Origin of the sequence: Chryseobacterium sp. GP-SGM7 (genome assembly GCF_049166575.1) — a bacterium.
In the GTDB taxonomy this organism is placed as follows: domain Bacteria; phylum Bacteroidota; class Bacteroidia; order Flavobacteriales; family Weeksellaceae; genus Chryseobacterium.
Genome location: NZ_JBMHFF010000006.1, coordinates 15,288 through 38,741 on the forward strand (window position 1 = coordinate 15,288; position 23,454 = coordinate 38,741).

Genomic DNA, 23,454 nt, shown 5'->3' on the forward strand with positions numbered 1-23,454 from the left:
ATCTAAAAAATATTAATGAATGTTAAAATTACATATATGTTAATTTTCAATTACTTGCAAAATAACTTCGTATTCGAAGCCTCTGCTTAGAAGATATTTAATAGTCTTTGTTTTTTTTTGATAATTCTGCAAACCTTTCAATTTACTCTCGTAATTTTCGTAGATCTTATTTATTATCTTTACATAATCATTTTCATCAATTTCATCAAAGCAGGTTGAGATTAGTTTTTCTGTGATTCCTTTTTGCTTTAAATGTATTTTTATTTTCGTCTTACCCCAGTTTTTTATATAAAATTTTCCTCGAATATAGCTTCTGGTGAAACGCTCTTCATTCAGATAATTTTCTTTCATTAAATAAAGAAGAATTTCTTCTTTCGCTTCGGGAATTAAAACAAACTCTCTCATTTTTTGTTCTACTTCTGCATGACAACGATCCTGATAAACGCAATAGTTAACCAGTTTCTGCTTCGTTTCTTCAAATGTGAACAATTTTTTCTCAGAATTCATTGTTTAGTTGATAGTTGATAGTTGATAGTTGATAGTTGATAGTTGATAGGTCAAAATTACGATTTACAAAAAAGAGGCACAAAATATTTGCACCTCTTTCTGATCTATTTTTTTAGGCTAAAAGCTAATTGCTAATATCTAAAGCTTACTAATAATTGAATAAAGCCTTACCTTCCATTAATCCGTTAACTTTCTTTCTAACGTCAGCGATTACTTCTTCATTTTTAATATTATCAACCACTTCAGAAATTAATCCTGCGATAGTTTCCATATCATTTTCTTTAAGACCTCTTGTCGTAATAGCAGCAGTTCCCAATCTGATACCCGAAGTGGTAAACGGAGATTTATCATCAAAAGGAACCATATTTTTATTACAGGTAATATCTGCTTTCACTAATGCCTTTTCAGTTTCTTTACCATTAACGCCTTTGTTTCTAAGATCAACCAGCATCAAATGATTATCTGTTCCGCCGCTTACAATATCAAATCCGTTACTTATCATTGCTTTAGATAAAGCCTGAGCATTAGATTTCACCTGTTTAGCATACGTTAAGAACTGATCGTCAATCGCCTCAGCAAAAGCAACTGCTTTACCAGCAATGACGTGTTCCAATGGTCCACCCTGAATTCCCGGGAAAACAGCTCCGTCAAGAACCTGACTCATCTGCTTGATTTCTCCTTTCGGAGTTTTATGTCCGTACGTGTTTTCAAAATCTTTCCCCATCATAATCATTCCTCCTCTTGGACCTCTTAAAGTCTTGTGAGTTGTCGTTGTAACAACATGACAGTGCTCGAATGGAGAATTTAATAATCCTTTAGCAACCAAACCTGCAGGATGTGCAATATCCGCCCAAAGTGTTGCTCCGATTTCGTCTGCAACTTCTCTGAATTTAGCATAATCCAAATCTCTTGAATATGCAGAGAAACCAGCGATCAGCATTTTTGGTTTTTCTCTCAACGCCACTTCTCTCATCTGATCATAATCAATCAAGCCAGTTTCCTGCTGTACTCCGTAAGAAACCACATCGTACTGGATTCCTGAGAAGTTTACGGCAGAACCATGAGTAAGGTGACCTCCCATTGAAAGATCCATTCCCATGATTTTGTCTCCAGGTTTTAAAACAGCCAAGTAAATTGCAGCATTTGCCTGAGAACCGGAATGCGGCTGAACATTTACATAATCAACTCCGAAAAGCTGTTTTGCTCTGTCAATAGCCAAAGTTTCAACCTCATCTACCACTTCACAACCTCCGTAATATCTTTTTCCGGGATACCCTTCTGCATATTTGTTGGTCAACACACTTCCCATCGCTTTCATTACATTTTCAGAAACAAAATTTTCTGATGCAATAAGCTCTAAACCGTGAGACTGTCTTTCTCTTTCTTTTTCGATAAGGTCAAAAATAATGTCCATTTACTTTTAGATTTTAAAAATTCAAGCCCAAATATACGGAATTTCCCAGAGGATTTCACTAATGACCCAAATGATAAATTCCATTATTTTAGATAATATTTTTTCTTTAAAAACAAACTCAATTTAACTAAAACAATCAAAACAGGAACTTCCACCAAAGGACCAATAACGCCCACAAAAGCCTGTGCCGAATTGATTCCGAAAACTGAAATCGCAACCGCAATCGCCAATTCAAAATTGTTTCCGGTTGCAGTGAAAGCAATGGAAGCGTTTTTATCGTAAGGAACTTTCATTGATTTATTAACGAAAAAACTGACAAAAAACATCAGCACAAAATAAATGATGAGAGGCACAGCAACTTTTACAACGTCCATCGGCAATTCTATAATTTTATCGCCTTTCAGACTGAACATTAAAACAATCGTAAACAGTAGAGCATAGAGGGTAATCGGTGAAATTTTCGGAACAAATTTTCTGTTGTACCATTCTATACCTTTAGCTTTTATTAAAAAATATCTAGATAAAAATCCTGCTAAAAAGGGAATGCCAAGATAAATCAAAACACTTTGCGTCACATCACGCATCGGCACCGAAACATTAAAATTTCCGAAGCCTAATTTTTGCGGCAATATATTAATGAACAGCCAGACGAAAAAACTGTATGAGAAAATCTGAAAAATACTGTTCAGAGCAACCAGAAGTGCAGCATATTCACGGTTTCCTTTTGCAAGATCATTCCAAACGATGACCATTGCGATGCATCTTGCAAGACCGATTAAGATAAGTCCGACAAGATAATCTGGTTCATCTTTGAGAAAAATAATCGCAAGAATAAACATTAAAACCGGACCGATAATCCAGTTAAGGATCAACGAAATAGAAAGCACTTTTTTATCCTTGAAAGCTTTTGGCAACAGTGAATAATCTACTTTTGCAAGCGGCGGATACATCATCAGGATCAAACCAATCGCTAAAGGAATATTGGTGTTTCTTACGGAAAGATCTTCTGTAACTTTCGATAGGCTTGGAAAAAAATATCCAATTCCGACTCCGATTGCCATTGCCAGAAAAATCCAGAGTGTCAAATATCTGTCGAGGAATTTTAGTTTAGGTTGCATTTTATTTTTTTAATAATGAAAAAACGTAAAGACATTCCATTGCAATCTGGTTGCTTCGTTCAATATATTTTTCGTTCTGAAGGATTGAATTATCGTAAGATTTCGGATCGAAATACGTTGTTCCGATGCGCAATTCACATCCCGGAATGAAAGGGCAATTTTCATCTGCATCGCCACAAGTCATCACCGCAACAAAATTTTCTTTGGGAAGACTTTCATCATCAATGGTTTTAGAAAAACAAAGAGTAGATTTTCCTTCGCCAAATAACACTTCATATTTCGGATTGTCTGTTTCGTTTGATTTTTTAACCTCGAAACCAGAAGCAATCAAAGCATTGATGGCATTTTGATTAAAAGCCGTAGCTTCAGTTCCTGCCGAAAAGCTTCGTATATCAAACCCATAAAAATCTGCTGCTACTTTTGCCCAAACCTGTCCCAAATGACTTCTTCGCGAGTTGTGTGTACAGACATAGACCAGATTAATCTCTTTCTTCTCATCAATCTTTCCCTGAATATGAGTCGCCAGTTTTTCCAGCAAAGCTTTTCTTTCAGGATTGATTTCTTTAAAATTGTTGCTGAGAATTTCGCAATGCTCTTTAATTTTCGGATTCATTTTTAGTTTTAATATTTAATTTGTTATTGTTTAATTTTAGTTTAAATCAGAAATAATAAATATCCCAGCAAAGCTCCACCCAGAACTACAAAAGCACTGTTGATTTTCGGATATTTAAAAACGACAATTGCGCTCAAAACAGCAATCAGAACCGTCTTCCAATCTGAAAGTGAATCTTTTGCCATTGTAAAACACACGGAAGCAATAATGGCAACAGAAGCTACATTGACCGCATCCAGAAAAGCCGAAAAACTTTTAGAATTTCTAAGTTTTTTCATCAGCGGATTGATGAGCGCAACCAGAATAAACGAAGGTGTAAAAATGGCAACCGTAGAAACCACCGCACCCGTAAAACCATTAATCTGATAACCAATAAATGTCACCGAAGAAAAAACCGGACCTGGCGTAAACTGTCCTACGGCAATAGCATCAATCAACTGTTTTCTGGAAAGCAGACCTTGAGCAACGAGCTCCGAATCCAGAAAAGCAAACAGAACGTAACCGCTTCCGTATAAAATCGCTCCGATTTTGAGGAAAATACCGATTAGTTTTAAATTGGTTTCGGAAAAAAGTGCGTTAGAATTGCTTGTAAAAAACAAAAAAGGAACAAAACTTTTAACCGAATTCTGATTGCTTTTCTGAATATAGAATAAAATCAACGCAAAAACTCCTGATCCAAACATCAAAATAATTTCGCTGATGCCGAAAAGTGATAAGACCAAAACAGAAATCCCGATCAAAACAAGAAAAACTGTTTTCATCGATTTTTTAGCCAAAGGAAAAACTGCACCAAGAATAATGGCAATAATCGCTGGTTTTATACCATAAAGAAAAGGCTGAACTTCAGGGAGATTTCCGTATAATTTATAAAGCCATGCAAAAATCCCGGTAATGAAAACGGCGGGCAAAATAAAACACAATCCGGCAACCAAAAGCCCTTTCCAACCACCTTTGTCATAACCGATGTGGATTGCCATTTCCGTACTGTTGGGACCGGGAATCAGATTGGTTGCGCCCAGCAGATCCAAAAAATGCTGTTCGCTCATCCATTTTCTTTTGACCACAACTTCGCGTTGCATCATCGCAATATGTGCAGCAGGACCGCCAAAACCGATCACTCCGAGTTTCAGAAAAAGTTTTGCAATTTCGCCAACCATCATATTTAGCTTTTAGAATTAAAAAACAAATGATCCAATCCCATTTTTTCACTGCCTTTCAGAAGTAAAAACAAACTTCCCATCATCATTGCCCAGTCGGTTCGGCTGTCGTGGAGAAAATCCCAGAAACCTTTTTCCAATAAAATCGGAATTTTTGTGGTGAACAACGCAACCGCCATTATGATTACCAAAATAAAGGCGGATATTCTGGTAAATAGTCCGAGAATGAGCAATAATCCAAATAAAATTTCAAAAGTTCCCACGAAATTTGCCCAAAACTCAAAAGCATCAAAACCTATCTTTTCAAATCTTCCACTTCCGACTGATTCCGGGCGAAGAAATTTCTGTAAACCTTCCGAAAGAAATACCAAACCAACCATCAAACGAATAATAATGGTCGCTTTTGAATTGTCAGTTTTCAATATGTCTTTTAGCATTTTCAAATTTTTTTTTAGCAACATCCGCTTCCCGGTGAACAAGAATCAGCAGAATTTGATTGTAATTCGGATAATTTTATTTTCGGTTTTTCTGCAGAAATTCCACAAGCATCTTCAGCCAAACAAGCAGTTTTTTTATTTTTCAGAATGAATTTTTTTTCGTTAAATTCCAAATCGTATTTTCCTATTGTTTCGGTTTGATATTCTACTTCGATCTCAGCATTTTCGATGCCTAGTTTTTCTTCAGAAAGTTTGATTATATTCAATAATTTTGATGGTTTTAAGCGGTGTTCAAAATCATCTGCATTCCAAAGCTGTAAATTCACGACTTTTTCTTTGCGAATGATCCCACCACAATCGATAAAGTTTCTAGTAATCTGTCCCACTTCTGTCACGTGGAAATGTTCAGGAACAAAAGTTCCGTTTTCCAGTTGAAATTCTACATTTTCCAATGTTTGCAGGATTTCTTTAATTTGATTAAGATTCATTTTTATGTATTTTTAATTTATTAAAATCGCAATATTACGATTAACTAGTCCAATTTTTTTTAACAGCATTTCGATTTGGAAACCGTATCAATAATGTTTGAAAAATAAGAATTAAGAATTTCTATGGTTTTTTCGTCGATACAATAGCAAATAGAATTTCCTTCAATATTTCCTTTGATGATTCCTGCGTTTTTAAGTTCTTTCAAATGTTGGGAAACAGTTGGCTGAGCGAGAGGAAGTTCATTCACAATATCGCCGCAGATACATTCATTTACTTTTAATAAATATTCTATGATAGCAATTCTTGCAGGATGCCCCAACGCTTTGGCAATAATTGCGATTCTGTTTTGCTGTTCTGTGAAATGTTCTGTTTTAGTAGCGCCCATTTTATTTAATTTAATATTGCAATATTACGATATAAATTTTATTTTAATATTAATTTTTAGTATTATCATATTAAAAAAAAGTATTATCTTGAAAAAAGTATATTTGCATCATTAAAGAAAAATAACGAACTTGATATTATGGGAAAGAAAAAATATAAAAAACAACTGATTAACACCTTAAAATCTTTAGAAAACTCTGAACATTACGTTCTTGAAAGTATGACCAATCTCATGCTTTTGGGAGAAATGAAAAAAAACAATATCGAGTTTAAAGATGGTGACACTTTCAGTTTTAAAGACAATATTTTTGATTACAGCGAAGATAAAAACATCAGAAAATTGGCTAAACTTCGCAGAAAAATGATGAGCACGATGAATAAAATTGTGGAGAAAAATGATTTTAAAGATAAAGAAATCAAATTTTTAAGCTAATTCTCAACTTCATTTTTAAAGCTAAAACAATAAAAAAGTCCCAATTAATTTGGGACTTTTCGATTTATCTAAAAGAGAAACTGCTTATTTCTTCTTAGCCTTTTCTTTCAATTCTTCTTTGTCTTTATCGGAAGGATTCCAGACTTTCACATCTGCATTTTTATCGATTCCTGAAAGAATCTGAACATTAATTCCGTCACTTGCGCCAAGCTTTACATTCACTTTTTTGAATTTCCCGTCTTTTTGTTTTACTTCAACGAAAGGAACGTCTTTTCCGTTCTTCTTTTCATACTGAATTAAAGATTCATCCAAAAGCAATGCATTTTTTTCAGATTTTAAAACAATTTCGCCATTCGCAGAAAATCCGGCTCTGATATATTCGTTGTTTGGGTTTTTTACATCACCTTCTACAGGGAATTTTATTGTTCCGTTTTCATCTTTTCCTTTCGGAGCAATCATGGTAAGCGTGCCTGGGAAAGATTTGTTTTGAAGAGCACCAATTACGATTTTCATATCCATTCCCTGCTTTAATTTTCCTGCCTGAGCTTCGTCAATTTCTCCCTGGAAAATCAATGAATTCAAATCTGCAATCGAACAAATTGTTGTTCCTGCATTGAATGAATTTGCTTCAATTACCTGACTTCCAACTTTTACCGGAACTTCAAGAACAGTTCCTGCAGCTTTGGACCGAATCTGTGTTGTCGCTAAACCTTGCAACTCCGGAATAGCACCGGTTTTCACAATCTGTAAAGATTTTTGCGCAGTGACCAATTGCTGATTAGCATTTTTAAGTGCCTGTTGCTGTGTATATAATTGCTGTTGAGCCGTTAAATACTCCTGTTTTGAAATTACACCTTGTTTATATAATTTCTCAGACATTGCAAATTGAGTCTGCATATTAGAAACATTAGCTTTGGCATTATTGATTTGAAGCTGTGCATTCTGAACATTTTGCGTTGCATTGTTTACCTCCGCAATATTTGGAATAATTCTTACTGTAGCTATCAATTGTCCTGCCTCTACTCTATCTCCTTCATCCACCAAAATTTTATCAATAATTCCTGCAATGTTGGGTTTGATTTCAATTTCTTCTTTAGGAATAATTTTTCCGGTTGCCATTACCTTATCTTCCATATTCTGAATGGTTGCTTTTCTTGTAAGGAAAGCTTCAGTCTGCTTCGAATTTGATTTCACCAAGTAGCTGATTCCCATCACAAGTACACCTAAGAAAACAACTCCAAGGATAATGTAAATTGCTTTTTTCCAGCTGAACTTCTTTTTCATATGTAGTTTATTTTTTTAATTTAAATCGTAACCATTTTTCAGACGGTTGTGTTTTTACTTGATTCTTTTTACTTTTTATTTGGCTCTTTCCAATCTATTCAGATCTTAAAGCCTCAATTGGTCTAATTTTCACCGCTCTCTGTGCAGGAATCATCCCAATGATCAATCCTAAAATAACCATAATCGTCATTGCACTGAAGACATTCCCATAATTCACTGTAGGATTATAGAACGGAAAATTATCCTGTCCTTGTGTAGCCATATCTAATCCCATCAATAACATAATTCCGAACAAAAATCCTAAAAGACCGGACGAGAGCGTAATGACAACACTTTCCAGCAAAATCTGATTACGTACCTCTGCAGGTTTTGCACCTAAAGCTCTTCTGATTCCTATTTCTTTGGTTCTCTCTTTTACCGTAATCAAAAGAATATTTGAGATTGCAATTACTCCGGCAAGAATCGTTAATGTTCCAACAATAATCGTAAGAAGCTGCATTCCATCAAGAAAACCAGTCAGTTTTTTAAATTCTTTACCGAGATTAAAACTTCCGAAAGCATTGGTATCGTCTGGTGACACTTTATTTTTAGTTTTTAAAACATCCTTCACTTTAACTTCAACATCACTCACTTCAGCATCTGGTTTACTTACTACAGAAAACACATCGATCTTATCACCGTTATTAAACAGTCTGGTAAATGAAGAAAGCGGAATGTACGCTGTACGGTCATTTTCCATGGGACCGCCTCTTTTCACTCTGAAAACCCCAATCACATTAAAGAAAACACCTTTTACATTGATTGATTTTCCGAGAGGATCTTCCTTCTTTTTAGCATCAAAAAAGTTTTTATAAATCTCTTCACCTATTACTGCCACATTTTTATTTTGCGACATATCGGCATCATTTAAATAACGCCCGAAAATCAGCTTTTTCTCTGAAATTTTATTTCCGATTGGTGAATCTCCGGTTAAGGTATAAGTTGCATATTTTCCGTTTCTGGACATTTGCTCACCGGCACTTCCGAAGTTTCCGCGTGAGTTTTGGGGTGAAATATAATCAACCTGAGGAACTTTTCTTTCTAACAATTCAATATCAGAAAGACGTAAATTCATTTGTCGTCCTTTGGGAAAACCGTCATATGGAATTGAGGTATTTTGTGCCCAGAGAAAAATAGTATTGGTAGCAAAACCTGAAAACAGTTTATCAAAACCATTCTCCATTCCTTTGGCAGCTCCGAGAAGACTTACGTAAAGGAACATTCCCCATCCCACACCAATCATGGTGAGAAAGGTACGAAGCTTATTATTCCGGAGAGAATAATAAATTTCCTGCCATGTATCTTTGCTAAATAAAATGTTCATCTTTAAAATGTCAATTTTTTACTTTGTAAAAGTGAATATGCTTCGCTTGTCAATTATTTTTAATGTGAATTAATATGAGTCAATTGTCAATTTCTTCAAGTCAATTGTGAATTAATTATATAAAAATTCACTTGCGAAGCAAAATTGAAGATTCACCATTCACTTTTCTCCTATTCCGTTCTCAACGCTTCAATCGGTTTAATTTTCGAAGCTCTGTAAGCTGGAACAAATCCTGCAATTAAGCCTGAAAAAACCAATGCTACAAATGCCATTACGATTTCCGTAGTTCCAACACTTGGATTTTTTATAAAGTACGTTTCAAGACTGTCTCCAATCAGATGCAATGTTAAAATTCCGATTCCTACTCCCACTAAACCAGAAACTACAGTGATGACAACGCTTTCCTGAACAATCAATCCGACAATACTTCCCGGTTTGGCTCCGATAGCTTTTCGTACTCCAATTTCTTTGGTTCTTTCTTTTACAATATAAACCATGATATTGCTGATTCCGATAATTCCTGCCAATAGAGTTCCAAGACCGATAAACCCTACAATTGCCGTTAAAACTGCCATAAAAACAAACGTATCACTCATGTTCTGGGCGTTATTCCAAACACGGACTCCATTTTCGTCATCTGGCGATACACTTTTTCTGGATTTTAACCTCTCTTTTAGCTCGTCTCCATATTTTATAGCTTGATCGGGGGTCAGTTTTTCATCATAGGCAATAAAAGCTGTACTTACTGTATCTGAACCTTTTTTCATTTGCTGTAATGTGGAAATTGGTATAGAAATATGCCTTTCATCCCAATCACCACCATCATCTGAAAAAACGCCAACCACTTTGAACATTGTTCCGTTTATGTCGATATCTTTTCCTACAGGATTTCCGTTTTTAATTAAATCTCGCTGCACCATTCTACCGATTACCGCAACCTGTTGTTTATTTTTTAGATCATTTGGTGAAAGATATCTTCCATCCAAAAGCTTCCTGTTTTCAATGAATTTTTCATCGGGCACTGCACCGTTGATTTGATAATTACCGCTTTCTTTACCATACTTTACCAAAAGACTGGCTGTGTATCTTGGGCTTGCATAGCCCACTTTTTCTTTATCCGTATTAACCAAAAAATCGTAATCATCATTATTCATCGTTACTTCCCGGTCAGATTGCAAACCATTATAGGCAATCGTCGTTTTACCAGTGACAATAGTAATCAGGTTTTGAGCGTCTCTTGCGAAGCCTTCGGTAAAAGCATTCTGCAAACCTTTACCAATCCCGAAAAGAACGATAAAAATAAACAGTCCTAATGCTACAGTAAAGCCAGAAAGAACCGTCCGCAATACATTACTGCGAATCGAACTGAATATCTCCTGCCAACGATCTAGGTCAAACATATTTTTTGGTTTGTAGCGGGAAGCCGGAAGCTGGATGTTTCCAAATTTACCGCTGATATTTAAACTTCATGCTGGAAGTTTGGTGATAAATGTCTCCAAACTTCCCGCTTATTTTTTTATTTTTTACATCGTTTCTTTGCTATTCTGACAGACTCTGAAAATAATGAAGTCGTAAAACTTCCAACACCCAGCTTCCATCTTCCTCCTACAAAACAATCTGCTTTATAAACTCGTCACTCTCAATAATTCCGTCTCGTAAAATGACGTTTCTTTTTGTTTGTGCTGCGACGTCGTTTTCATGAGTTACCACGATGATGGTTTTGCCTTCGTTATTGATATCCTGAAGCAATTTCATAATGTCGTGCGTAGTTTTGGAATCCAGTGCGCCGGTTGGCTCATCCGCCAAAACCACTTTCGGATTGGTAATTAAAGCTCTTGCGATGGCAACTCTTTGTTTTTGTCCACCTGATAATTCATTGGGTAAATGATTTGCCCATTGTGCTAAACCTACTTTTTCAAGATATTCCATAGCCTTAATATTACGCTCCTTTCTTGAAACATTTTGATAGTATAAAGGAAGCGCAACATTTTCTATCGCTGTTTTATATCCTATCAAATTGAAAGACTGGAACACAAAACCCAAAAATTTTGAACGGTATTCTGCAGCTTTCACTTCATTAAGGTGCTCAATAGGAATTCCGTCCAGCTCATACACTCCTGAATCTTTCTCGTCCAGAATTCCGATAATATTCAGTAATGTTGATTTTCCTGAGCCTGAACTTCCCATAATAGAGACAAATTCACCCTCAGAAATATTGAGGTTAATCCCTTTGAGAACGTGAAGTTTACTCTTCCCTGTATCGTATGATTTATGTAGATCCTGAATTACTAACATTAAGCTTTGGATGTTTTTATACCCTATAAGTAGCCATCACAATCATTTTGTTACAAGTTTGGAAAATTCTTTTTATTTTAAGCATGTTTAATACATTATCAATTATAAATCAAATACTTAAAAACTTATGTTTAATTAAAAATCACGTAAGCAATTTGTTTGAGGTGGTTAAGTTCCTCTAATCCAATAGTAAAGGGAGTTTCATGTAAATGTGGAAAACTTTTAGAGTTAAAAGTCAACCAATTAGTCTTTACCCCTTTCAAAATCAGTGTTCATTTTCTAACTTTGTAGGTATATTCTGAAAGAAAGTAATGGGGATTTAAAATCAATTCATCACATTATTAACTTTCAAAAAATCAAACATTTATCAATTATTTGAAAGTGTTTACAAAATTCTATTTTTTACAAAAACAAAAGACATAATATTTACAATATGGGAATTTTCGACAAAAGAGTAAGCTACAAGCCATTTGAGTATCCTGAAGTTCTTCAGTTTACAGAAGCCATCAACAAGTCGTTCTGGGTGCACTCAGAAGTAGATTTTACGGCAGATGTACAGGATTTCCAGTCGCAGCTGGAGCCGCACGAAAAAAATGCAGTGAAAAATGCACTTTTGGCAATTGCTCAGATCGAAGTTTCGGTAAAATCATTTTGGGGAAACCTTTACAACCACCTTCCAAAGCCGGAACTGAACGGTTTAGGATCTACTTTTGCAGAATGTGAGTTCCGTCATTCGGAGGCGTATTCTCGTTTACTTGAGGTTTTGGGGTACAATGAAGAATTTATGCACGTTGTGGAAGTTCCTGCTCTGAAAAAGAGAATTGATTTCTTAGGAAATGTTCTGAAACACGCCAATTCTGCAACTCCGAAAGAGTATGTTTCTTCTCTTTTATTGTTCAGTATTCTGATTGAAAATGTGTCTTTATTCTCTCAGTTTGCCATTATTCTTTCGTTTACAAGATTTAAAGGTTACATGAAAAATGTTTCCAATATTATTGCTTGGACTTCAATTGATGAGCAGATTCATGCAAACGGTGGAATTTATTTGATCAACAAAATCCGTGAAGAGCAGCCTGATCTTTTAACTGATTCTGACATCGAAGATATTTATACTTTGGTAGACCAATCTATCGAACTGGAAGGAGAAATTCTGGACTGGATTTTTGAATTAGGTGAACTTGATAAATTCTCAAAACAGGATTTGATCAACTTTATGAAATACCGTGTGGACGAAAGTTTAACCAAAATCAACATGGAAAAACGTTACAACACGACGGCAGAACAATACAGCCCGATGAAGTGGTTTGAAGAGGAAGTTTTCGCTAATTCTATGGATGATTTCTTCGCAAAAAGACCAGTGGATTATACGAAGCATGATAAGAGTATTACGGCGAATGATCTTTTTTAAATAAAATGAAGCTAAGTAATAACCAATTCAGTCTACTTGAAGAATCTTGTCTGTTAGGTATTCAGCAATATGATTCTGAAAAGACAAAAGAAGAAGGGAGAGTTATTGTAGATCAAATTGAAAAAAATAATTCTGACTTTATTTTCACTCCTAAACAGACTAAATTAATTGGAAGCTTTTTAGCTAACTGGTATAATCAAAATACAGAAGATTTAGTTGATTTACAAACTATAATGTTTAGTGAAAATTATGAAGCTAATTCATTAATTCATTTGCAGTATAAAATTAAAAAACTAAACACGTTTATTGATTTATTGAAAATATTTAATAATAATTTTTATAAATCTTTTTTGAAGGGACTGACGAAAACTATAGACAGAAATTGTTAGAAGCTCAAATTAATTAGAGTACAAGCGATAATTAGAGATGTCATGCTGAGCGAAGTCGAAGCATCTTTGTGAAGATGAGATTGCTTCATTCCTTGCAATGACAGAAATGATTGATAGCCCTGAAAAAAAACCTCATAGGTTTTGGAAACCTATGAGGTTTGAGGGACAATTCAATAGGAACGGGCTTTAGCCCGTTTGTAAAAAGAAGAAATTCATTTGGCTTTAGCCAAAACTTATCAACAGATTGCTTCGTTCCTCGCAATGGCAGGGTAAAGAAGGACGAAAAGTGAAAATTAGCCCTGATTGAGCGGCATGTCTGAGCTCTTTTTCTTTGCAAAAGAAAAAAGCGAGTAGCGAAAGCAGGTAGACAAGCGAACAGAAAGATAAAATTTTCTGCTCCTAAAAAAATTAACATAACAATGCACAAGTTGCATTTTACAATATAAAAAATGGAAGAACAAAACAACAATATCTGGTGGCTCAACGAAGAGTCTGAACAAATGCTTAACAGAGGCTACCTTCTGAAAGGGGAAACCGTAGACGGAGCGATCGACAGAATTACCACCGCAGCAGCAAAAAAATTGTATAAACCTGAGCTTCAACCGGCTTTCAAGGAAATGATTATGAAAGGCTGGATCAGTTTTTCTTCTCCTGTTTGGGCGAATATGGGAACGCAGAGAGGTCTTCCAATCTCTTGTTTTAATGTGCATATTCCGGACAGTATTGAGGGAATTACCCACAAAATGGGTGAGGTGATTATGCAGACGAAAATCGGGGGTGGAACTTCGGGTTATTTCGGGGAACTTCGTAATAGAGGGACTGCCGTTACCGATAACGGAAAATCTTCAGGAGCGGTTTCGTTTATGAAGCTTTTTGACACTTCGATGGACGTTGTTTCGCAAGGTGGCGTTAGAAGAGGTGCCTTTGCAGCGTATCTGGATGTTGATCACGGTGATATTGAAGAATTTTTATCCATTAAAGATATTGGTAGTCCGATTCAGAACCTGTTTACAGGAATTTGTGTGCCGGATTACTGGATGCAGGATATGATCGACGGTGACGCCGACAAACGTAAAATATGGGCGAGAGTTTTGGAAAGCCGTCAGCAAAAAGGTCTTCCATATATTTTGTTTACTGATAATGTGAACAGAAACAAACCTCAGGTGTATAAAGATCTTGGTTTAACCATTAATGCGAGTAATCTTTGTTCGGAAATTATGCTTCCTTCTACAAGAGAAGAATCTTTTATCTGCTGTCTTTCTTCGATGAACTTAGAATTGTATGACGAGTGGAAAGATACGAATGCCGTACAATTGGCGATCTATTTCCTTGATGCTGTTTTATCTGAATTTATCGAAAAAACGGAAGGAAATTATTACCTGAAAGGAGCGAGAGACTTTGCCATGCGTCACAGAGCACTTGGTTTGGGAGTTTTGGGCTACCATTCTTACCTGCAGAAAAATATGATTCCGTTTGAGAGTTTTGAGGCAACGCAGTTTAATGCAAGAGCTTTCAAACACATCAGAACTCAGGCAGATATTGCTTCGAAAGAACTGGCAAATATCTACGGTGAACCTGAATTGCTGAAAGGTTACGGAATGAGAAATACAACGGTAATGGCGATTGCTCCTACCACTTCAAGCTCGGCGATTTTGGGACAGACTTCTCCTGGAATTGAGCCTTTTGCATCGAATTACTACAAAGCTGGCTTGGCTAAAGGTAATTTCATGCGTAAGAATAAATATCTTGCTAAATTATTGGAAGAAAAAGGCCTTGACAACGAGGAAACGTGGAGAACAATTATGTTGAATCACGGTTCTGTACAGCATTTAACTGAACTTACTGACGAAGAGAAAGCGGTATTCAAAACCTTTAAAGAAATTTCTCCTATGGAGATTATTTCTCAGGCTGCACAAAGACAGCAGTATATCGATCAGGCTCAGTCACTGAACTTACAGATTCCTTCTACAATGCCTGTGAAGGACGTAAATTATCTTTATATCGAGGCCTGGAAGAAAGGCGTTAAAACTTTGTATTACCAGAGAAGTTCGTCTGTTTCTAAGGAAATGATGGTGAATTTTGTGAGCTGTTCGGCTTGTGAAGCTTAATTTAGAATATTATGAACAATAATTTCGATTTATTTGCTGGAACAGAAAAATTCGATTTAATTTAAAAAAAATCGAAGAAGATAACAAAGAAATTTTTAAGGAGGCAATGGTTAGTTACGATGAATGTTGTATATTTTCCTCTCTAAATAATAAAATTTTTCTTGCTGAAGTAAACAATAAACTGCCTAATTCAATAAAAAATCTTATTGATGTTGAATGGGAAAGATTTTGTAATAATTAATCATTCATTAATATAAGAAAAACCGTAGAAATTTTTTCTGCGGTTTTTTTTGATTTAAACTCAAAATTCTTAACCACAAAAGTCATAAAAGAGAAGTTTAAATGAGGACTTTTGAAAGAGCAAATAAGCTGACCGTATTACACTTTATAAATTTTAATGACCATTCAATCTCTTAGGTCGCTTTTGTAAGCTTCTTGATTGAAATCTTTCACTAACAAAATCAAAAAGGGAATTAAAAATCTTTTGAAAATATCTGCATTTAGCTTATCTGAACTTTAATACCAATAAATATTTCTCTAAAACTTTTGTGGTTAAATACAAAAAGTAAAATAAACTTTACATATTGTAAAATATTTTTTACATTTGTTGAAATAAAATTTTACAACATGAAAACATTACAACTTTTCCCGAACCGTTTTAAAATCATCGGTTGGTTTATTTTTCTCCCATCAATGATTTTGGGAATGATTTCCCTCTCAGGAATTATGGATTTTCAAATCTCATTGCCCGTTGTTTATAATTCAGGATTTTTTGGCGATAAAAATCAAGGTTTTTTGAAAACTACTGAAATAGATTTATTTCCAAATCTTTTTGGGATTTTAATTATCATCGGCGGAATATTGGTAGGATTTTCGAAAGAGAAAATTGAGGATGAATATATTTCAAGTCTTCGTTTACAATCAGTTTTCTGGAGTTTAATTGTCTCCTACTCTATTGTTCTTTTATTATTTCTGACTGTTTTTGGAAGTCTATTTTTAACCGTGATGATTCTGATTATGTTTCTGCCATTGGTTTTGTATATTTTCAGATTTAATTATTTATTGCTGAAAAAATGAAAAATACCATTAAAATTGAACGGGCTTTAAAAAGCATTACGCAGGAAGATTTAGCAAAAGTAATTGGCGTTTCACGACAGACCATCAACGCTATGGAAGCCGGAAAATATGTTCCTTCGACAGTTTTAGCTTTGAAAATTGCGAAGCATTTTGGGAAGAAGGTGGAGGATATTTTTGAGCTGCAAGAAGGAGATTGAATTTAATTAAAAACCTTACATGTTTAGCCGCAGATTATTTCTGCGGTTTTTTTGTGCTTGATTTTAAAAATTACACAAATAGGTAATTGCGATGTTTAAAAGTAAACAGCAACTTTGAAAGGTAATTAGACAGTTTCAATTCAAAATAATTATCAAAAAATGTAGTGAAATAAAAACCTAAAAAATAAAAACTATGAGCTTAAAAGAACAAATTACAACGTATGCAATTGAAGAATGGATTTTTTTCAATCAACAGGAAATCAATCAGGCTGGTCATTTTATAAAAAAAGGGAAAACAGAAACTGATGAAGGATATTGGCAAAGAGTAGGAAGATATTGGGATTTTGGCGTTAACAACAAAAAACTTACCGGTAAAAACACTGATTACGCATGGTCTGCTGCATTTATTTCCTACATTATGAAAAAGGCAGGTTTACAAAATCACTTTTTATACTCAGATGCACACTGCGATTATATCAACAAGGCGATAAAAGCGAAACAACAGAATGATGCTGAATTTGCATTTTGGGGACACAAAATTTCAGATTACAAACCCAAAGTTGGTGATTTGGTATGCTACTCCAGACAGTCTGGAGTAGATTATGACAACCGCCCAAACTGGTATCGTTCTCATTCAGATATCGTGGTAGAAGTAAATGCCAACGAGATCATCGTAATTGGAGGGAACGTTGATGATTCAGTTTCTAAAAAACACCTGCAAATTACAGATGGTAAATTGACAGACCAACGCTTTCAATGGTTTGCCGTTTTGGAAAATAAATTGAAAGACAGCAGAAAATCTGAACTTCCAATTAGTGACAATTCCCAAAAGTTTACGGTAACCGTAGATAACTTAAATATAAGAAAAAAACCTTCTATAAATTCTGAAATCGTAGGAACTTTAAACAAAAACTACTCGCTTACTTTTTTAGACAAAATAATTGTTGAAACAAAAAGTAAAGATGAAAAATACTATTGGTTTGAAATTAAAAATGAAAATTCCTCGGCCTGGGTTTCAGGAAAATATTTAAAATTTGAGATCCTTCAGCCTTTATTAGATAAATATAGAGATCTTCCCAATGATGCTGTATTAGATATTGTACAAAATTCCGGAATTGCAGGTACAAACTGGGCAAACGGAACTGCAAAGCTCGGCTATTATCAGGGTATGGCATTGATGTACGGAAGATTATACTGTCGATTGAAAAAAAATGATGTGATTGTAAAAGAAATGGCAAAACCTGTTTCCGGAAACAGCAGCAAAGATTCTTTGAAAAAATTTCAGTCAGAATTCACTTCTGTAGATATTGATATTATTTCTGCAAATGAAACTGAAAGATTAAGATATTTGTTCGTTCTTATGTTTGGTTTAGGACTCAGAGAAAGCAGCGGCAGACATTGTTGCGGAAAAGATCCGGGAGCAAACAACACCAGCGCAGATACTACAGAAGCAGGATTATTTCAGACAAGTTATAACGTAAGAAGTGTACACCCAATACTTCCACAAATTTTCAAAAATTACATTCAGAATCCCAAAGGTTTCTTAGAAGTTTTTGCTAAAGAACAAAGCTGTAGTGCTGCAAATTGGGCAAATTACGGAGTTGGCGAAGGAAGATATTTTCAGCAATTATCTAAAGAATGTCCTGGTTTTGCTGTAGAATTTACTGCCGTTGCCATGAGAAATACAAGCACACATTGGGGACCTATTAAAAACGAAAAATACAAAGCCGAAATTAAAATAATCTGTAATAAACTTTTGATGGAAGTTGAAAAATATATAACGGATAACAACATTCAGGAAATTTAATTGAGGTAAAATATTTATCCTGCTATGATACTTTAAAAACATTTTCACTCACCTCCCAAGCTTTTAATTTGGGAGGATTTTATTTTTAATTTTTAAACTTAAATAACAGAATTCTGCTATCTTTGTTATTAGAAAAACCATCATAAAATGAAATTCGGACAAGTAGAAGACCCTTCAAAAATAGATTTTACACTACCAAAAGATCATCCAAGAACGAAAGAAGTTTTAAAACAGAACAAAAAAGGACTTGAAAATATTTCTATCGGATGTGCAAAATGGAATAAAACAGATTTGAAAGGCTTTTACCCGAAAGGTACAAAAGACGAATTAACGTATTACGCAACGCAGTTCAATTCCATTGAATTAAACGCTACGTTTTACTCTTTGCCGAGTTCAGAACAGGTTCTGACCTGGAAAGAAAAAACACCGGCAGATTTCAAGTTTTTTCCAAAAATTACGAATACGGTTTCACATTTCAGAAGACTTTTAAATATTGATGATGTTGTTACGCAATTTGCAACGGCAGTTTTGAATTTTGATGAAAAACTGGGAATGGTTTTCCTTCAGCTTCATGATAACTTTAAACCTAAAGATTATGAAAGACTGGAGCAATTTGTTAGTAAATGGCCAAAAGAAGTTCCTTTAGCCATCGAACTCAGAAATACGGAATGGTTTACGGATGAAGAAATTTTTGATAAAACCTGTCAGCTTTTTGAGGACAATAATATCACCAATATTATCGTAGATACCGCAGGAAGAAGAGATATGCTTCACATGAGACTGACGACGCCAAATGCGTTCATAAGATACGTTGGAGCCAACGCAGAAAGCGATTACGAAAGATTAAACGATTGGCTGAAACATCTTACAACATGGAAAAAAGAAGGTCTTCAGAATCTCTATTTTTTCGTTCACCAGAATATTGAAAAAGCATCACCATTACTTTCAGCTTATTTTATTGAAAATTTAAATAAAGAATGGAAAACTGAGCTTTTAATTCCTAAAATGGGACAGGAAAATATGCCAAGTCTGTTCTAAACTTTATTTCTTTCTGACTAGTAAAACAAAATTCAGGAACAGCAAAAGAAAACAAAGCGTTACCCAGATTCCCATCAACATATTTTGATAACCGTCTTCCTCAATTTCTTTTTTTGCAATAGCGGATAGTTTTTCGCTTTGAATAATATAATTCTGAACTTCAATCATCTGATCCATGTTTTTATTCGGAACAGAATGCTGGGAAAAATAAACGAGATTTTTTTTGCCTAAATATCCTGCAATCCAGTATTCATCAGATTTATTCATTTTCAGATATTCAATTCTGTAATATTCGGGGCGTATTTTCCCGATATGCTGGGTTTCTAAAGGTGTATTTTTATCGAGATTATTAATGTTAATGACATAGAAATCTAAAGGTTGCGGAAGTTTATTGATCACCTGCAAAGACAGGGAATTATTAACAATTCTCACCGCCGATTTTTGGATGAACCAATACGTAAAAACAGAAACTGCAAAAACCACGCTCGCAATTCTGAAAAGCTTCGCCAACTGACCCAACTTTCCTTTTTTCAGTTTTGAAAAAAAGAGAGAGAAAACAAGTGACAGAAAAATAACAAAAATGATAAATCCCATACCGCAAAGATACTTATTTCGAGAGAGTTTTTCAGAACGTTAATCTACATTCCATTCTTTCAAAAACTGGTCGAGGAAAGTCAGCATAAACTGATGTCTTTCTTCGGCTAATTTTTTGCCTTCATCGGTGTTCATTAAATCTTTCAAAAGCAATAATTTTTCGTAGAAATGGTTAACCGTCGTTCCGTTTGACTTTTTGTATTCTTCCTTCGACATATTTAGCTTGGGCTGAATGTCGGGATGATACATTAAATTATTCTTAAAACCACCAAAATTGAACGTTCTTGCCACTCCAATCGCACCAATGGCATCGATTCTGTCGGCATCCTGAACTATTTTCAATTCAATTGGTACATCTTTAGGTGCTTCTCCTCTATTTTTAAATGAAATATTCTGAATTACAAATAAAACCTGCTGAATAATTTCTTTATCTACATTCTGATTTTCTAAAAATCCTCTAGAAATTTTTAAAGCTAAAGTTTCGTCTCCGTCATGAAATTTCGGATCGGCAATATCGTGTAACAAAGCTGCAAGTTCTACAACTTCAAAATTACATGCTTCAGTCTGAGCAATTTTTTTAGATATTTTCCACACTCTTTCGATGTGAAACCAGTCGTGACCTGCTTCGGCGCCTTCCAGCTTTTCTTTCACAAATTGTATAGTGTTTTGTATGATATTGTTCATTTTTAATTTAAATTATATTGAATTATTTTTTTGCCACGAATGCACGAATTTATTTAAACAATCAACTTTAATATCATTAAAATTCGTGCATTCGTGGCTGATTTTTTAAATAAATCTTAATCAGCGAAAATCCATCTAAAGAATTTCATTTAAAATAACACTCCAAAGTTTTTTATTATAGCTTCTAAAGAAATTGATGTGACCGATTTCTCCTCTTTCAGACTCTGAAGTTTTTAAAAATCTATAATCTGGTTTTAGATTAGGATAAGTTTCGGTAAGAAGATTTTTTACCCCTTTTTCGGTTAACCAAACATCATCTTCAGCATATAGAACTAAAACTTTTTGATCCAAATCTTTAGAAAAATCTGCAGTTTTAAGCAGTAATTTTCCGGTAGATTTCCTGTTCAAAATTAAGGTTCTCCAGTCATAAGCGCAATTTTTTGGAAGACTTTCTCCCAATCCGAACCAATGTGCTGGAAAATAACCAAATAACTCCGTGAAAAATGGCTGAGCAATTCCGAAACCGAAAAAAGCTTCCAGTCTTGTCTTCCATTTTAGGTTTCCGATGTAGGCATTTTGTGTAGCAACGAAGATGAATTTCTCAAAAATTTTAGAATGCTTATTCATTCCAATAATTAAAGCACCAACTGAATGCCCAAGACAAAATTTCTCATAATCGGCAAAATTTTTAATGATAAATTCAGTAACCGTTTTAAAATCTTCATTTCCCCAAGTTCGCATGGAAGCCTTAAAATTTTTCATTTTCAGCGGTTTTGAAAGCCCGATTCCACGATAATCATAAGTAATTACAGTAAATCCGTTTTCAGCAAAAAACTGAGCAAAAGAAAAGTACACGTGTTGTTTTACACCCGTTGCTGAATTGATCAGAATGATTTTCCCGTTAGATTTTTCAGGCTTAAATAAATGTGCAGCAATTTGAGTTTGATCTTTTGTAATCAGTATGAGTTTTTCCATAATAAGAAATAAAAAAATCCACATCAAATGTGGACTATTTAGTATTATAAATCTTTATTTTAAAGACATTTCAATATGCATTAAATAAAGTTTAAATTAAATCTTTAAGATAAGGCAGTGCAGATTGCGCCCCTTTTCCGGTGGAAACTTTTGAAGAAACCAAATTGCCAAATTTTACGCAGTTTTCAATCGTATTCTGATGACATAAAGCGACTGCAAAACCTGAAGTAAAAGCGTCTCCCATTCCCATTTTGTAGACCATACTCTCATTTTCATTTCGGTAATACTTCATTTCAGTTCCGTCAAAATAAATGGTTGAATTGGTTTCGTCTCTTATAAAAAGCTTATTAAAATATTTTTTCAGAATTTCTTCTCTTTTATCTTCCCCGAAAATGATAGAAAGCTCATTACTTTTCGCCACAATAAAATTAACCTGATCAAGAATCCCTTCGTCGAGCTTTTTACCCGGTGAAGCATATAAACCGACCATTTTGCCTAAATCTTTTGATTTTTTTACCGTATATTCTACCACTTCCATCGGTATTTCCAGTTGCAAAAGAACAAGATCCGAGCTTTGAATATATTTTTCGGCATCATTGATTTGTTTAATAGTCACCGTTTTGTTTGCTGCAGGATCTACAACAATAGAAAAATCTCCGTTGCAGCTCGTAACGTATGCAATTCCGGTCGATTGCTGATCAGTTTCATACACAAAACCAACATTCACATTTTCTGTTACCAGATTTCGCATGATCTGCTGTCCTAAAGGATCAATTCCTACACAGCCGATAAAATAAACGCTTGCCCCTAATCTTGCTGTACCAACTGCCTGATTGGCACCTTTTCCTCCAAAAAAATTTTCAGAGTGATTTGCAATTACCGTTTCGTTGCACAAAGGGATTTTATTCGCATATAATACCAAATCCAGCGAACAACTGCCTACAACTATAATTTTTGGATGCTCTGAAGAAAAATTCATAATTTATCATCTTAGTCTTGTCAATTAAAAACCAAGGCTTTAAAAGTAAGCAATTTTAGTTCACCAATATCTCAATAAATTCAGTAATAATTTTTACCGGATTGTTTTTTTCGTCAAACCCGATGTAACTTGCGTAAAAACCTTCTCCGTAACCGGTTTCGAAAGCAAAAATATTTCCTGGATTTTCTTCATTAGGCTTCAAAAATGAGAACTGATCTATGGCGCCGTTTTCATCAAAGAAATGCTCATGAAAAAATTCTTCATAAATCCCCATAAAATCATCCCCTTTTCTCTGGAAAAGTTTTTGTTCTAAAAGATTAAGCTGTTCTTGAGTCTGAACATCCATAAAACACCCCATTCCGCTTTCTACGGGATAACCGTAAACTTCACCTTCGGCAAGATCTTTTATATTTTGTTCTTTTGTTGTTGCCAATTTCCATGACGAAATTTTTGAATTGCTAAAGATAATTTCAGCATACGCAACACAGTTGCTTTCTCTTTCTTTATGAAGTAAAACCTGAAAATCTCCTTTTGGAAATTCAGTAGAAAACGGCTGCATATCATTTGTAATCAAAGGATCGCAAGCAACCAATTTCCCAGTGGAAAGATATATTTTCCCGACTTCAAAACTCTCCAACAACGGACTTTCAACAAAGTCTTTTGAGAAGAGTTTTTGTATATTTTCTAAGTGTATCATTATTTTT

At 34.6% G+C, this 23,454-nt stretch carries 25 protein-coding genes; 8 read left to right on the plus strand and 17 right to left on the minus strand.

Annotated features, from left to right (window positions below; all coding sequences use genetic code 11):
- Positions 1-39 precede the first annotated feature (39 nt).
- The 8 genes from ACOOWA_RS17560 to ACOOWA_RS17595 all read right to left on the minus strand — a co-directional run bounded on the left by ACOOWA_RS17560 (position 40) and on the right by ACOOWA_RS17595 (position 6,120).
- Positions 40-507 (minus strand): regulatory protein RecX, encoded by a 468-nt coding sequence (locus ACOOWA_RS17560; RefSeq protein WP_421377184.1) that lies wholly within the window; start codon positions 505-507, stop codon positions 40-42.
- A gap of 148 nt (positions 508-655) precedes the next feature.
- A complete protein-coding gene (glyA, locus tag ACOOWA_RS17565) occupies positions 656-1,921 on the minus strand; it encodes a serine hydroxymethyltransferase (protein WP_421377186.1) in 1,266 nt (421 codons plus the stop codon).
- An 83-nt stretch (positions 1,922-2,004) separates the two neighbouring features.
- Positions 2,005-3,039 carry an ACR3 family arsenite efflux transporter gene (gene arsB / locus ACOOWA_RS17570; RefSeq protein WP_421377188.1) on the minus strand — a complete coding sequence of 345 codons (1,035 nt, stop codon included), beginning with the start codon at positions 3,037-3,039 and terminating at the stop codon, positions 2,005-2,007.
- Between the two features lies 1 nt (position 3,040).
- Positions 3,041-3,652: a protein-tyrosine-phosphatase gene (locus tag ACOOWA_RS17575; protein ID WP_421377190.1), complete on the minus strand. Its 612-nt coding sequence runs from the start codon at positions 3,650-3,652 to the stop codon at positions 3,041-3,043.
- Positions 3,653-3,693: 41 nt separating this feature from the next.
- Positions 3,694-4,812: a chromate efflux transporter gene (gene chrA / locus ACOOWA_RS17580; protein ID WP_421377192.1), complete on the minus strand. Its 1,119-nt coding sequence runs from the start codon at positions 4,810-4,812 to the stop codon at positions 3,694-3,696.
- Positions 4,813-4,814: 2 nt separating this feature from the next.
- A complete protein-coding gene (locus tag ACOOWA_RS17585) occupies positions 4,815-5,246 on the minus strand; it encodes a DoxX family protein (protein ID WP_421377194.1) in 432 nt (143 codons plus the stop codon).
- A gap of 14 nt (positions 5,247-5,260) precedes the next feature.
- On the minus strand, positions 5,261-5,734 hold the full coding sequence (locus tag ACOOWA_RS17590; RefSeq protein WP_421377196.1) for a DUF6428 family protein: 474 nt from the start codon (positions 5,732-5,734) through the stop codon (positions 5,261-5,263).
- Between the two features lie 59 nt (positions 5,735-5,793).
- A complete protein-coding gene (locus ACOOWA_RS17595) occupies positions 5,794-6,120 on the minus strand; it encodes an ArsR/SmtB family transcription factor (protein ID WP_421377198.1) in 327 nt (108 codons plus the stop codon).
- Between the two features lie 138 nt (positions 6,121-6,258).
- Here ACOOWA_RS17595 and ACOOWA_RS17600 point away from each other — a divergent pair, with 138 nt between their 5' ends.
- Positions 6,259-6,552, plus strand: coding sequence for a hypothetical protein (locus ACOOWA_RS17600; protein ID WP_421377200.1), 294 nt, complete (start codon positions 6,259-6,261; stop codon positions 6,550-6,552).
- Positions 6,553-6,636: 84 nt separating this feature from the next.
- Here the strand turns inward: ACOOWA_RS17600 and ACOOWA_RS17605 are convergent, their stop codons facing one another.
- From ACOOWA_RS17605 to ACOOWA_RS17620, 4 genes are all read right to left on the minus strand, one after another.
- On the minus strand, positions 6,637-7,836 hold the full coding sequence (locus ACOOWA_RS17605) for an efflux RND transporter periplasmic adaptor subunit (protein ID WP_421377202.1): 1,200 nt from the start codon (positions 7,834-7,836) through the stop codon (positions 6,637-6,639).
- A gap of 94 nt (positions 7,837-7,930) precedes the next feature.
- Positions 7,931-9,199, minus strand: a complete 1,269-nt coding sequence (locus ACOOWA_RS17610; protein WP_421377204.1) for an ABC transporter permease — start codon at positions 9,197-9,199, stop codon at positions 7,931-7,933.
- 170 nt (positions 9,200-9,369) lie between these two features.
- Positions 9,370-10,599, minus strand: a complete 1,230-nt coding sequence (locus ACOOWA_RS17615; protein WP_421377206.1) for an ABC transporter permease — start codon at positions 10,597-10,599, stop codon at positions 9,370-9,372.
- Between the two features lie 205 nt (positions 10,600-10,804).
- Positions 10,805-11,494 carry an ABC transporter ATP-binding protein gene (locus tag ACOOWA_RS17620; protein ID WP_421377207.1) on the minus strand — a complete coding sequence of 230 codons (690 nt, stop codon included), beginning with the start codon at positions 11,492-11,494 and terminating at the stop codon, positions 10,805-10,807.
- Positions 11,495-11,927: 433 nt separating this feature from the next.
- Between ACOOWA_RS17620 and ACOOWA_RS17625 the strand changes: the two genes are divergently transcribed.
- The 7 genes from ACOOWA_RS17625 (at position 11,928) to ACOOWA_RS17655 (ending at position 19,518) form a co-directional block, all read left to right on the plus strand.
- Positions 11,928-12,902 carry a ribonucleotide-diphosphate reductase subunit beta gene (locus ACOOWA_RS17625; protein ID WP_421377208.1) on the plus strand — a complete coding sequence of 325 codons (975 nt, stop codon included), beginning with the start codon at positions 11,928-11,930 and terminating at the stop codon, positions 12,900-12,902.
- 5 nt (positions 12,903-12,907) lie between these two features.
- The gene (locus tag ACOOWA_RS17630) at positions 12,908-13,291 is read left to right on the plus strand and encodes a hypothetical protein (protein WP_421377210.1); all 384 of its coding nucleotides are present in this window, start codon (positions 12,908-12,910) and stop codon (positions 13,289-13,291) included.
- Between the two features lie 449 nt (positions 13,292-13,740).
- Complete coding sequence (locus ACOOWA_RS17635; RefSeq protein WP_421377212.1) at positions 13,741-15,399, plus strand: ribonucleoside-diphosphate reductase subunit alpha; 1,659 nt, start codon at positions 13,741-13,743, stop codon at positions 15,397-15,399.
- A gap of 627 nt (positions 15,400-16,026) precedes the next feature.
- Positions 16,027-16,476 (plus strand): hypothetical protein, encoded by a 450-nt coding sequence (locus ACOOWA_RS17640; protein ID WP_421377213.1) that lies wholly within the window; start codon positions 16,027-16,029, stop codon positions 16,474-16,476.
- Complete coding sequence (locus ACOOWA_RS17645) at positions 16,473-16,673, plus strand: helix-turn-helix transcriptional regulator (protein ID WP_421377214.1); 201 nt, start codon at positions 16,473-16,475, stop codon at positions 16,671-16,673. Before ACOOWA_RS17640 ends, ACOOWA_RS17645 begins: the two co-directional genes overlap by 4 nt.
- A 193-nt stretch (positions 16,674-16,866) precedes the next feature.
- Complete coding sequence (locus ACOOWA_RS17650; RefSeq protein WP_421377216.1) at positions 16,867-18,480, plus strand: DUF2272 domain-containing protein; 1,614 nt, start codon at positions 16,867-16,869, stop codon at positions 18,478-18,480.
- 147 nt (positions 18,481-18,627) lie between these two features.
- Positions 18,628-19,518, plus strand: coding sequence for a DUF72 domain-containing protein (locus tag ACOOWA_RS17655; protein WP_421377217.1), 891 nt, complete (start codon positions 18,628-18,630; stop codon positions 19,516-19,518).
- 3 nt (positions 19,519-19,521) lie between these two features.
- Here the strand turns inward: ACOOWA_RS17655 and ACOOWA_RS17660 are convergent, their stop codons facing one another.
- The 5 genes from ACOOWA_RS17660 to ACOOWA_RS17680 form a co-directional block, all read right to left on the minus strand.
- Positions 19,522-20,112 (minus strand): hypothetical protein, encoded by a 591-nt coding sequence (locus tag ACOOWA_RS17660; RefSeq protein ID WP_421377219.1) that lies wholly within the window; start codon positions 20,110-20,112, stop codon positions 19,522-19,524.
- Positions 20,113-20,151: 39 nt separating this feature from the next.
- Positions 20,152-20,796, minus strand: a complete 645-nt coding sequence (locus ACOOWA_RS17665) for an HD domain-containing protein (RefSeq protein WP_421377221.1) — start codon at positions 20,794-20,796, stop codon at positions 20,152-20,154.
- A gap of 135 nt (positions 20,797-20,931) precedes the next feature.
- On the minus strand, positions 20,932-21,771 hold the full coding sequence (locus ACOOWA_RS17670; RefSeq protein WP_421377223.1) for an alpha/beta fold hydrolase: 840 nt from the start codon (positions 21,769-21,771) through the stop codon (positions 20,932-20,934).
- Positions 21,772-21,862: 91 nt separating this feature from the next.
- Positions 21,863-22,750 (minus strand): ribokinase, encoded by an 888-nt coding sequence (locus ACOOWA_RS17675; protein ID WP_421377224.1) that lies wholly within the window; start codon positions 22,748-22,750, stop codon positions 21,863-21,865.
- 55 nt (positions 22,751-22,805) lie between these two features.
- The gene (locus ACOOWA_RS17680) at positions 22,806-23,447 is read right to left on the minus strand and encodes a DUF4241 domain-containing protein (RefSeq protein ID WP_421377236.1); all 642 of its coding nucleotides are present in this window, start codon (positions 23,445-23,447) and stop codon (positions 22,806-22,808) included.
- Positions 23,448-23,454: the final 7 nt, after the last annotated feature.